Annotated in this window: 9 protein-coding genes, 1 pseudogene and 1 other annotated feature; of the genes and pseudogenes, 5 read left to right on the plus strand and 5 right to left on the minus strand. The window is 49.5% G+C overall.

The annotated features are described in order from the left end of the window. Positions 1-906: 906 nt before the first annotated feature. The 3 genes from KQH53_08505 to KQH53_08515 all read right to left on the minus strand — a co-directional run bounded on the left by KQH53_08505 (position 907) and on the right by KQH53_08515 (position 2197). Positions 907-1080: a hypothetical protein gene (locus KQH53_08505; protein ID MCB2226706.1), complete on the minus strand. Its 174-nt coding sequence runs from the start codon at positions 1078-1080 to the stop codon at positions 907-909. 129 nt (positions 1081-1209) lie between these two features. Beyond that, the gene (locus KQH53_08510; GenBank protein ID MCB2226707.1) at positions 1210-1827 is read right to left on the minus strand and encodes a zinc dependent phospholipase C family protein; all 618 of its coding nucleotides are present in this window, start codon (positions 1825-1827) and stop codon (positions 1210-1212) included. Between the two features lie 28 nt (positions 1828-1855). Next, positions 1856-2197, minus strand: coding sequence for a hypothetical protein (locus KQH53_08515; GenBank protein ID MCB2226708.1), 342 nt, complete (start codon positions 2195-2197; stop codon positions 1856-1858). 626 nt (positions 2198-2823) lie between these two features. On the opposite strand from KQH53_08515, the gene KQH53_08520 reads away from it, so the two are divergent. After that, positions 2824-4803, plus strand: coding sequence for a DUF262 domain-containing HNH endonuclease family protein (locus tag KQH53_08520; protein MCB2226709.1), 1980 nt, complete (start codon positions 2824-2826; stop codon positions 4801-4803). A gap of 888 nt (positions 4804-5691) precedes the next feature. Here KQH53_08520 and KQH53_08525 read toward each other — a convergent pair. Then, entirely contained in the window at positions 5692-6573 is an 882-nt protein-coding gene (locus KQH53_08525; protein ID MCB2226710.1) for an IS110 family transposase, read from the minus strand. 405 nt (positions 6574-6978) lie between these two features. Here KQH53_08525 and KQH53_08530 point away from each other — a divergent pair. Further along, positions 6979-8197, plus strand: a pseudogene (locus KQH53_08530) (IS3 family transposase). Further along, positions 7257-7373 (plus strand) — a sequence feature (AL1L pseudoknot). (Overlaps the previous pseudogene by 117 nt.) 141 nt (positions 8198-8338) lie before the next feature. Here KQH53_08530 and KQH53_08535 read toward each other — a convergent pair. Further along, positions 8339-8764 (minus strand): hypothetical protein, encoded by a 426-nt coding sequence (locus KQH53_08535; protein MCB2226711.1) that lies wholly within the window; start codon positions 8762-8764, stop codon positions 8339-8341. A gap of 436 nt (positions 8765-9200) precedes the next feature. On the opposite strand from KQH53_08535, the gene KQH53_08540 reads away from it, so the two are divergent. The 3 genes from KQH53_08540 to KQH53_08550 are packed head-to-tail and all read left to right on the plus strand — an operon-like array spanning position 9201 to position 12392. Continuing rightward, positions 9201-9686 carry a hypothetical protein gene (locus KQH53_08540; protein MCB2226712.1) on the plus strand — a complete coding sequence of 162 codons (486 nt, stop codon included), beginning with the start codon at positions 9201-9203 and terminating at the stop codon, positions 9684-9686. Further along, positions 9683-11197 carry a type I restriction-modification system subunit M gene (locus KQH53_08545; protein MCB2226713.1) on the plus strand — a complete coding sequence of 505 codons (1515 nt, stop codon included), beginning with the start codon at positions 9683-9685 and terminating at the stop codon, positions 11195-11197. The genes KQH53_08540 and KQH53_08545 overlap by 4 nt, the downstream gene beginning before the upstream one ends. Next, a complete protein-coding gene (locus KQH53_08550; protein ID MCB2226714.1) occupies positions 11187-12392 on the plus strand; it encodes a restriction endonuclease subunit S in 1206 nt (401 codons plus the stop codon). The genes KQH53_08545 and KQH53_08550 overlap by 11 nt, the downstream gene beginning before the upstream one ends. The last annotated feature ends 14 nt before the right edge of the window (positions 12393-12406 follow it).

Genomic DNA, 12406 nt, shown 5'->3' on the forward strand with positions numbered 1-12406 from the left:
AGAATTGCCCCTCTCTTTGGTGGAACTGGCCCAATTATCCCGGGATGCCCGGTGCCAGCCTCCTGACCGATCATTTGTCCTCGCCCGCCGAGCTTAAAGTTAAAACCCGGGGTGCGCCGAACCCACGGCGATCTTTGCCCCGGCTCGGCTAAAAGTCCAAAATTTTCCTCAGAAATTCGCGCGGTTTTTCAGGCAATGGCAAAGAAAAGAGGCCAGCCGCAACCGGCTAACCTCTTTATATAATTTGGCAGTCCCAACGGGGTTCGAACCCGTGTCTTCGGCGTGAGAGGCAGCCCAGGGGGACGGATTCCGCCATTTTAAGCCGGTTTGGGCCGGTTTTTACCCCTTTTTACCGAGTAAACTGTAGCCAGAACTGTAGCCAAGACTACGATGCAGAAGTTGGAGAAGGTGTTCTCTGGCTTGTTTTCAAGGCCGTGAGGGTGAGTGAATCAAATTTTGGGACCTCGCTGGCTTATGGCTCAGATCGACATACAACCGCCGGGTCCAAAGTAAAGGCACAAGGCTGGCCCTGCTGGGCCTGCCAGTGATGGACCTCGAAGCGCGAGGTACAGCCGGCATCTTCCCAAAGAGCGGTCCGCCCTCGCGGGTCACAGACCAGCAATACAGCGTGACCCTGCCAAGTCTTGGTTAGCATCACGTCTCCCTGAAAATTAATTAGGAGGTCGCTGCTGTCAGCGCGATTCAGGCAGCTTGCAACCAGCTCTCGGTTCGCCAAACCTGGTGGCGGCCCACTTGGGTCTTGTAGGCAAGCCTCCAGAATACTAGTAACGCGGGAGAGTTCCGCTGCCCTTTGGTATATTGCCTCTGATTTGGGTTGACCGCAAATCGCACATCCTATGGTCATCAACAAGGCAAGGCCGGCCAGACAGCCCAGTGCCGCACGCATCACGCTTCCTCCCAGTAAACATGCTCACCATCGGCCTGGCGACCTGTGTCCAGGTTCCAACCCCGTGACGCCGATAGCGTTGGCTCTTCGGATCCAGCCAATTGCCGGTCAATGAGTTGCCACATGCCAAGCACGTTTTTCTGCCCGCGCTGGAAAATATCGTCGTAGCTCATGGGACCTTCTGGAGTCGCTACTCCATCTAAATATTGACGTTCCACCTCTGGCGGGCGTGGGTAGTTGAGCCCTAAACCCATGCTGAGATGCCTGGCCCACGTGACAAGCCGGTAGCCTTCGGAAGCGATTTAATCCATGACAAAGAGAAAGCCTCGGTGCCAGAGATCAGGGTCCGGTGGGTTAGAGGCAAACGCTTCAGAGTAGGCATCTTGCAGCATTCCTTGCCACAAGCCACGCACTCCCTCATGTATAGCCCTAGGACTTTGCTTGGATGTGCACCGAGCAATTCCGGAATCAAAGTATTCTGGAACCCCGACTTCGCCCAGGTTCAGCTGGGGAAAAATGAAAGCGTCTTGATGCAGTTCGCATATACGGTGCGCGGTCTCATTACCCTTGTATGGCCCGACCTTGAGCTCCACTACTGGATGCACGGTCATGTCCAAAACCACATGGGAAGCGTAGCCAAGAAACCAAGCCAAACATTTGCGCCGCTCATTACCTTGTAGGTTGCGCAGCCGGCTCACACCTGCGTTTAGAAGCTCAACGACTTGTTCGTAGTGCATCAGATCGGCCCAATCGTTGGCAGCTTCGTTGCCTAAGGCAAGGTAGGGGTAGTCAGGACTCACCGCCCCCAAATCGCAAAAGTGCGGGTAATAGAGAAAAGACGCGCGTACCTCGTTCGGGAGCTCCTGCATGTGGTCCCGCATTTTGGCGATAAGAGTCAGATGGGCATATGACGCCGGCATGGTCGTCCCCCTTTACCCTAACAAGGCGCTACCCGCCTGAAGCCAGCAGGCTAAATTGCTCTCGCTGCATGATAACAAACTGAACGACTTTGTTGTCACCCCGGCTCCAAACCATTTCCGCCCGCTCCAGCGGATTATCTCCTCTCTGAGAAAATCCGTTGGGGGTGGCGAAGCCAATGGAATGAGATTTAGGGACAAAACAGGCAAGCAAGACAGAGCTGGTCTTCACCTGCCTACTCTGCCAGATGGCGATCACGTCATGATCGCACTCAAGCTCTCTTGAGCCGAACCGATTAGCAAAATTAGCAGCATTAGCAGCAGTAGCATCAAAATATGGTTTTCGAAATAATGCAATATTGATCATGCCCAAGCTAGTCTTGCTAATCTTGCTAATCTTTTAAAATTAGGCAATTTTTCAAAGATAGTTACGGCAAGAATCAATTCAGCTTCACCAAACCGGAGACAGGGAGCCGGTGTAAGCTTCAATAACCTCATACATAGGTCCAGTGCAGGATCTTAGCTAGGTTGAAATATTGAACTGAGCGTCAACTTATTACTTGCAGGGCCTCCATTAAGACAATCTGGAGGGCAGAGGCCAGCACAGTAGGTCATAACGCATAGGCAAAACGACAGTTGACCACGGGCATATAGATGAATTAGCTTGGATGTGTCGGGAAACGAGATACTCTGGGGGGACCGTGACTATTATTCTACCCGCCAGTTTCCAAGCCAATCATCGCGATTTAAATCACAGGCGCAACAGGCTATTAGAACGCGTTAGCGATGATCGGCCGTTCCGAAACTTGTTTTGCATGTTGCAGAATCGTGGATTTGTTTAGGATATTTTACTTTAGGTTTGGCTCCTTCCACTTAAGTATTTATAAGTTTACGCTTGTGTTTCGGTGCCGTTAATGATCATGCTTAGTTAATCTGATGTAATTTTTAAGTTATTACCATAGCTCTGCTATAATAATATAACTCAAAGGAGAAGTGTAAGTGGAAACGCAAAAACCAATATTGGGCAATCTACTTAATAAGCAAATAAGATATGTTGTACCTGTGTTTCAGCGACACTATGTATGGACTGAAGAATATCAGTGGAAGCCTCTTTGGGAAGATATTAAAAATAAAATTGATGAACGGATTAATAATAATAAAATTCACCCTCATTACACAGGATCGATAGTCCTTAATCAAGAAATTGTCACTACTGATGTTCTGAGTACATACTGTGTTATAGATGGCCAACAACGCCTTACAACTTTCCAACTTTTTTTGATAGCCTTCAGGGAAGTATGCAGAGAACTTGAAAATAATGAAATTCTTTTGGGGTCTATAAACAAATATATTTTTAACGAACCAGCATATGGTGACAGCAATTATGATGCGCAAAAATACAAATTAATTCCCACTAAATTTGATATTGAAACCTTTAAGGACATTGCTGATTTAACATACGATGAATTTTTCAAAAAACGATTACAGCCCATTTTGAACGAGTATGGAATGGGGCCAAAAACATATAGAAATGAAGCGAAGAAAAGAAATGTAATTATGGGAGCTTATATGTTTTTTTACGATGAATTGTTAAGATATTTTAAACAAAATATTCACAACTTAGAACGGCCAAATTTGATTAAAACAATTCTTTTGTCTGTAACAAATGATTTTCAGTTTGTTGAAATCGGCCTTTCCCCTAACGATGATCCTCAAATGATTTTTGAAACTCTTAATGGGCGAGGCGCATCACTCACAGAAACAGATTTGATCAGAAATTATATTTTTATGCGGGCAGATTCTAACGGTGAGAACCTAAACGGTATTTACGAGAAGTACTGGGATGAATATGACGATCCTGTGTCTGAATATAAATGGCACAACAAAATGACAAGAGGTCGCTTTAGTGAGTCCAGGCTTCAATTTTTTCTAATTGACTATTTGATAGTAAAAATTCAAGAAGAAATCAGATATGATCAAATCTTTTACCGATACAAATCATTTATTGTTAATGCCGCCCCATTCCTCACAGCAGAAGAAGAACTTAAAGAGCTATTCAAATACAGTCGAATATTCAAAAAAATAACCAATCCATCCAATGATTCTGTTCTAGAGAAGTTCTCTATAAGATTGCTGGCTATGGATACAACAACAATATTTCCACTCCTTCTTTTTGTTGAGGGCGATGACGAAATAACTCAACCAGATAAAGAAAAAATATATTCAACTTTAGATTCGTTTATAACGCGAAGGTTCCTGTGTGGTTCTACGGCAAAAAACTACAACAACGTATTTTTAGACTTGCTAAAATTCATAACAAAAAACAAAACTGCAGATAGCCTGGTCACTTATTTGCAAACTAAAACAGCAGACTCCAATAATTGGCCTAATGACAATGCGTTAAAAGAAAAGATCATTAATCGTCCTATCTACAAGGAAGAAAAGGGGAAATCTAAAGTAATTATTAATATACTACTAGAGGTTGAACGTTCGCTGAGGACCTCAAAACAGGAGTCTATAGATATCTCGCCTGCCAATCTGACAGTTGAACATATTTTGCCTCAATCATGGTATGAACATTGGACCATTGGTAGCAAAGTTGTTACCGAAGAAGATTTTAATTTATCCGGGCAAAAAGTCTGGGGAGAAGATGATGAAAATGGTATTTTTCATCAAATCGAATATAGAAAAACTGCATTAAATACTATGGGTAATTTGACGATAATGACAAGTTCATTAAACCCCAGTATCAGCAACGCATCCTACACGATTAAAAGGCCAGAAATATTAAAGCAGTCAACTCTAATTCTCAATTCTTACTTCCAAGATATCCCTAATTGGGATGAGGACAATATTATAACGAGAGGAGATAAATTATTTGAAAAAATAAAGAACTTATGGAAACACCCTAACAAAATAGCAGAACAACCGGCTCAACCTTATTTCGATAACGTTGGCGGTGATGACACAGCTAATTGAGGTGACGCAGCGGCTTAGTCCGACGTTACATTTGATACATTATAGGAATCAATGGTGAATATCTCTGCGCGTTACACTCTTTAATATAAAAACACTAACGGGCCAGCCTGTTCGGTTTAAACATAATTATCCAATACAGGTTTTTTCATTTAGCTCAAACGCAGCAATACATAATGAATCAGGAAAACAAGTGAAGGATATTCGGTGTATTTATTTTGTCGCATTGTGAGTCTGTGTTGGGCATCTGAGAGCATCATTTTAATTAGGATATCAGAGGAGGCCTCTGCTGTTTGGACAGTTCAGCGGCGTCGTTAAGGTGGATTGCGTTTGTTGTTTTCATGCCGCCGCTTCGATCATAACTTCAACCAGACGTAAAGACTCATACATGATGGACGAATTTGTGAAAAACCTGGTCTTGTATAATGTAAATGCAGTATGAAAAAATCGTTTAATCTGATCAGTTAACCTTGTCGGCTTGTCTGAGCGTGGTCGTTTTGTAAAGGCAAAAAATATAGCGATAGTCTTCTTCCTTTTTTCAGGAAAGGCTTGATATCAGTTGCGGTCATGTCTTCATGCTTGTCTTCGTGCTCTGACCCTTGGGCTGGCACATGGATGGAGACCGAGGATCAGCACCCCTAATCTACAAAGCTAGGTAGTCACGATGCTACAAGCCGACACACAGGTTCGGTGCTGATCTCGGAAAGCGTGTCCGCATTTTTTGCTTTTAGGACCTAACCGTATTTAATCCCGGGTAAGTCGGGTTATAGGCCTCGCCATTTTTCCAAAGCCGATGGCCCAGGATAAGGAGCCTGCGAGCCAGAGCCACCATGGCGACCATGGCACCGCGTTTGACGATAAGTCTCCGAGTCCATTTCTGCAGGTCGGGGGTCAGCTTTTTATTCCGCAAGGCCGCCAGGCTGCTTGCACCATAAGGTATCGAAGCATGGATCTGCCCTGGTGGGTGATTCCACCTCGTTTCTGACTATCGCCACTGTCACGCGCAGAGGGGACCAAGCCTGCATAGCTGGCCACTTGGCCCGAATGCTTGAAGCGAGTTGGGTCATCGAGGCTGCTAAGGACCGCCAGGGTAACCACAGGTCCGTAGCCCGGAATCTGGCGCAAAAGCGGAGCCTCGGGCCAGCCGTCCTGCTCCTGCACGACCATGGCGTCCAAATCGTGCCGTTCGTTGTCCAGGACTTCCCAGATATTGCGATAAGACACCAAGAGCGGCTTCATCCAAATGGGGATGGCAGGGTTGTCCAGCAATTCCTCCCAATGGGCTTGTTTGCGCCACTTGTATTTGCTGATTGATACCCCTACTGAGCGAAGTAGGCTTCGCGCAGCATTCAAGGTGGCCGTGGCCTGCTTTACTACATGGTGCCTGGTCTGCATCAAGGACCGAGCACGGCGGCCGCGTTCACTGGGTATTTGCACTGAGCAGTTTTCAGCAAGGCCGGCCTTTAGAGCTTCGGCCAGGGTCCGAGCGTTTCGCCGGTAGCTCTTCTTCTTGCTGTCGGCGATCATCTTAAACTGGCGGGCATCGACTACCACCGGCTCTATGCTTACGCTGCGAAGGACATCCACCACCCACCAAGTCATGCCACCAGTCTCGATAGCCACCCGGGTCTCATGTGGAGGCCAATGCTTTACAATATCGAGCCAACCGCTTTCCCCGCTGGTGACTTTGCCTCGGCGAACAAGCTGGCCTTCATCGCCCAAAGCGCAAAAGGTGGTGGTCCGCTTGTGCACATCCATGCCAACATAGATCATGGTCGCCCTCCTGGTAGATGGTTTGTTATCCCGACGACCATTTTAGAACGCCGGGAGGACGACCACGCTCATCTCATCTATAAATTTTATTTCAGCGGCTTTGATAAAATTTAACCTAGGATTTGCAGGCTAAATTAGGGCTGCCCATCAGGGCAGTGCAGGGTGCTTACATAAGGTTGGTTGTATTGGGTCGCTATTAGGTGCCGATAGAGCCGAATATATCTCACTCATCCCCAGACGACGTTTTTAAGAAAATGCATCAAATCTTAAATCAGGAGTCGGAAATTATACCAATTAAGGAGCCTGCCAAAAACCTACCTGGATATCCCCCCCAACCCTAAAGCGCCACCCAAGTTGAATCGTCCCGGGATTGCCGGAGACTCCATTACTTGAGAGGATGGAGTCATGTCCAAGCGAATCAGATATTCCCCAGAGGTTAAGGATCGGGCGGTACGGATGCTCCAGGAGCACCAGGATGAGTACCCGTCCCAATGGCAGGCCATCTGCTCTATCGCGGCCAAGATCGGCTGCACCGGCGAGACTCTTCGCAGCTGGTTGCATCATGCCGAGCGCGACCAGGGTATCCGGGCTGGCCTGACCACGTCGGAGCGCGAGCGCCTCAAACAGCTTGAGCGAGAAAACCGGGAGCTTCGGCGGGCCAATGAGATCCTGCGCAAGGCGTCGGCATATTTCACCCAGGCGGAGCTCGACCGCCGACCGAAATGATGGTGTCTTTCGTAGACGCCCAGTGCCAGGTCCACGGGGTCGAGCCGATCTGCGCTGTACTGCCGATCGCCCCGTCGACCTACTACGAGCACAAGGCCCGTCAAGCTGATCCCGAGCGCCTTCCCGAGCGCGCCAAACGAGACGCGTATTTGCGGCCTGAGATCCGCCGGGTGTGGGAGAGCAATTTCCAGGTCTACGGTGTGCGCAAGGTTTGGCATCAGCTGAATCGGGAGAAGATCGAGGTGGCCCGCTGCACGGTGGAGCGGCTCATGCGCGATATGGGCCTGCATGGGGCAGTGAGGGGCAAGAAGTGCAAGACCACCTGCCGGGCAATTCCGCCGACCGTCCTGCCGATCTGGTTAAGCGAATTTTCAGCGCCAGCCGTCCCAATCAGCTATGGGTGGCCGACCTGACCTACGTGGCGACCTGGCTGGGCTTTGTTTACGTCGCCTTTGTCATCGATGTGTTTGCCCGCATGATCGTGGGCTGGCGGGCTTCCAATTCACTGCGGACCGACCTGGCCCTGGACGCCCTGGAGCAGGCGTTGTGGGCTCGTGGAGACATTGACGGCCTGGTCCACCACAGCGACCGCGGCTCCCAATATCTCTCGATTCGTTACACTGAGCGCCTGGCCGAGGCGGGCGTGGAGCCTTCGGTGGGCAGCGTGGGCAATTCTTACGACAATGCTTTGGCAGAGACGGTGATCGGCCTTTACAAGACAGAGGTCATTAGAAGGCGGGGCCCCTGGCGTAACCTCGATGCGGTGGAATTCGCCACCCTCGAATGGGTCGACTGGTTTAACAACCGGCGCTTGCTCGAGCCCATAGGAAACATCCCACCCGTGGAACTCGAGATGGCATACTATCAGTCACTACAGGCCCAGGCCATGGTGGCCTGACTCAAACAAAAGAGCCTCCGGGAAAACCGGGGCGGTTCAGGTCCTTACTCAACCTTTGATTTTTATTGAGCTGTTCGGATCGGGCTTCTCGAACCGCTCTTCGCTTATCTCCGTGGCTAGGTGGTAGCTGATCACGTTCGCCTACCGCCATTTCATTCTGGTGGTGTGCAGGTATACTTCCACTATCCTGCCCGCTGTTACCAGAGGAGCCAAGAAGTTCAAAGCATTGCCGGGCAGGTACAGCGTTATGATGGTGTCGTATCCCTTGCGGGACTCAACCCTTCCCACGGCGATTGGCTTCGCCTCGCTCTCCCCCCGGCGTTCCTCACGCATGTCACTTCTGGGACTGCAGAACAAGGTAAGTTCGTACTCCGGGCTGTACCTGTAACCTTCAGTGGTGATCTTTCCTATCAGTTTCATTTGACGGCACTCGCTGTATGGGCCCGGCAACCAATCCACTGGGTTCAAGCCATAGCTGTATGATCCCTCCCACCTATCAACGGTGAGATAGTGCTCTTCATATTCAGGTTGAGGACTCCGCTTTTTCTTTGATTTGCGCTTTGGCATCGCCTACCTCCACTACGGCTTTTGGGATTTTCCGATAGGCTGAAGGCCGCCTCAGCCCGCCTTGGCTTTCTCTTACCGATGTGACATTGTGACTACCGAGGAACAAATGTTCCGACTTCGCCTTCCTGTTGCCCTGGCGGTCTCTCGTAGTCAAGCCAACACTTCCGCTCCCCCGCGCCGCCCCTCAGCTATCCCTTAAATCATCCTATATCTAGTTAGTTACTAGATTGACCGCCAATGCGTTTGGCTAAATAAATATTCATTGGCAATGATGCAAAAAAAGAGTTGACAGGCAGGAGGTGATTCGATATGATCTCATCATCGTCAATGGAGCAGTCAAATGCAACCTCTTCATAAACTCGTCACGATCAGGCCAGGACACCCCTTCAGAGGTCGGATACCCGAGGTGCCTGGCAGCGAGGTGCGGGTTGTCCAGATGAAGGACGTCGACCCCGAGCAAGGGCTGGACTGGTCGTCTACTTATTGCACGACCATCACTGGCAGACGTAAGCCTGATTGGCTGCAGCCGGGCGATGTGCTCTTTTTAATGCGAGGCAGGAACAACTTTGCGGTCCATATTGCCCATGTCCCATCGCAGGCTGTTTGCTCACCGCAATTCATGTTGTTGAGGGTCAAGCTCGATTCCGGCCTACTGCCCGAGTTTTTGGCGTGGCAGATCAACCAGATTCCTGCTCAGAAATGCCTCCACATGGCATCGGAGGGCACTCTACAAACGAGCATCCGCCGGGGTGAGCTGGAGCACTTGCCTTTGGTGGTACCGCCAATAGTTGTACAAAAGACCGTGGTCCAACTGGACCAAGTGGCCAGGCAAGAGGCCGGCATATACAGGGAGCTTATAGCCAACCGGCAGCGCATGATGCATGCCGTGGCCAAAAAAGTTTTAGAGGAGGACGAGGGATGACTAGCAAGGTCAACCAGCAGCAAATCAACAACGCCGTTTGGGCGGCGTGCGACACCTTCCGGGGGGTGGTCGATCCCAGCATCTACAAGGACTACGTCCTTACTATGCTCTTCCTGAAATACATCAGCGACGTGTGGCGGGACCACTACGAAAAGTATCAGGAGGAGCATGGCGATCATCCCGAGTTGATCAATGAACTCATGAAGAATGAGCGCTTCGTTCTACCCAAGCAGGCCAGCTTCTATTATCTACACGAGCACCGCCACGAGCCGGGCAATGGCGAGCGCATAGACAAGGCGCTGCACGCCGTGGAAGAGGCCAACTTAGACAAACTGGCTGACGTCTTCCAGGACATCAGCTTCAACTCAAACAAGCTGGGCGACGACAAGCAGAAGAATGATTTGCTGCGCTACATGCTGGAGGACTTTGCCAAGCCCGCCTTGGATCTACGCCCCAGCCGTGTGGGCAAGCTGGATATCATCGGCAATGCCTACGAGTTTTTAATCAAGAACTTCGCCTCCACCAGCGGCAAAAAAGCCGGCGAGTTCTACACCCCACCCGAGGTGTCGGAGCTAATCGCGGCCCTGGTAGATCCCCAGGAAGGCGACGAGATATGCGACCCGGCCTGTGGCTCCGCCTCCTTGCTCATGAAATGCGGCCGCAGGGTCAGGGAACAGCACAAGGGTTCCAAAAAGTACGCCCTGTACGGCCAGGAAGCCATCGGCTCTACCTGGGCCTTGGCCAAGATGAACATGTTCTTGCACAGCGAGGACAACCATCGCATTGAGTGGGGAGACACCATCCGCAACCCCAAGCTGCTGGATGGCGAGGACCACCTAAAGCATTTCGACGTCGTGGTGGCCAATCCGCCCTTCTCCCTGGACAAGTGGGGCCATGACATTGCCGATGCCGACCGGTTTGGTCGCTTCCGCCGGGGCATCCCCCCCAAGACCAAGGGAGACTATGCTTTCATCCTGCATATGATCGAAACCATGAAGCCGGTCAGCGGCCGCATGGGCGTGGTGGTGCCTCATGGCGTCCTGTTCCGTGGTTCTTCCGAGGGCAAGATACGCCGTCAGCTCATCGAGGAAAACCTGCTGGACGCGGTTATCGGATTACCCGAGAAGCTCTTTTACGGCACCGGCATCCCTGCCGCCATCCTGGTTTTCCGCAAGAAGAAGAAGGACAAAAGCGTTCTGTTCATCGATGCCTCCCGCGAATACAAGGACGGCAAGAACCAGAACCTCCTTACCGAGGAGAATCTGGCAAAGATTCTGGAAACCTATAGTACGCGCCAGACAGTGGATAAATACAGCCACCTGGCCACGCTCGACGAGATCGAGGAGAACGACTTCAATCTCAACATCCCCCGCTATGTGGACACCTTCGAGGAGGAAGAGGAGATAGACATAAAGGCGGTGCTTGAGGAGCGCAAGAAGCTAAGGGAAGATCTAGAGGGATTGGAAAATGAGATGAAGGGGTACCTGAAGGAGCTAGGTTATGTTGCCTGAGGGTTGGGAAAGCCGAAGACTCGGCGATATGCTGGAGAAAATATTTGATTACAGAGGCAAGTCTGTTCCTAAATCAGACAATGGCATCCCTCTCATCACAGCTAAAAATGTGCGCCAAGGATATCTGGATTTTACAGAGCGGGAATACATTGGTAGCGATGAATATGATGCATGGATGACCAGAGGTGTCCCTGGGAGTAAAGACATCCTGTTTACTACTGAGGCCCCCCTCGGTTACGCCTGTATGTACCCTGAGGACGGTAAATTTGCTGTGGGGCAAAGGACAATAACCTTGAGAGTTAAGGTTAGTGTTATTGATCCAAAGTACCTACTTTATTTTATTTTATCGAAATACGGTCAGCGCTTAATTCACAAACGCGCCAGTGGTTCTACGGCTAAGGGAATCAAATCCAGTGAGCTTAAGAAGGTAGTAATTATCTGCCCCCCTATTGAAGAACAAACCAAAATAGCCCGCATCCTGTCTGCCTGGGACCGGGCCATTGGGACTACCGGAAAGCTAATTGAAAGTAGCAGGCAGCAAAAGCATGCTCTTATGCAGCAACTGCTCACGGGCAAGGGTCGCCTGCTGGGGTTTAAGGACAAGTGGTCTTTAATTGAAGTAGCCAAGATGGGCAAAATTTATTCTGGTGGGACTCCAGATACTAATAATGCTTCGTTTTGGGGAGGTGACATACCATGGGCCACTCCCACTGACATCACACAATTACATTCAAAATTTATTGACAGTACCGCTAAATGTTTAACTGCGGAAGGTGTCAAGAATAGTGCGGCAAAGCCTATGCCTCCAAATTCTTTGCTTGTTTGCACACGCGCAACCATAGGGTTTATGGCAATCTCAGAAAAGGTTATGTGTACCAACCAAGGGTTTAAAAACTTGGTGCCTAACGATAATTTTGACATCAACTTTCTTTATTTTTTGTTCGCATTTAACAGGAAATTATTGGTGAAATACGCGTGCGGCTCTACTTTTTCTGAGCTTTCCGGGAGGGATTTTAAGCGTTTAAAATTTATGGTGCCTTCTAAAAAAGAACAGATAGCCATAGCTGAGGTTTTGCTGAAAATCGATCAGGTTATCGAACAATATGAAGGACTCAAAGATAACCTAGCAGATCAAAAACGGGCTCTCATGCAGCAACTCCTAACCGGCAAGCTCCGTGTGAAGGTGGACGAATAATGCCTGCCACTCCC

The sequence above is a fragment of the Desulfarculaceae bacterium genome (assembly GCA_020444545.1).
In the GTDB taxonomy this organism is placed as follows: domain Bacteria; phylum Desulfobacterota; class Desulfarculia; order Desulfarculales; family Desulfarculaceae; genus Desulfoferula.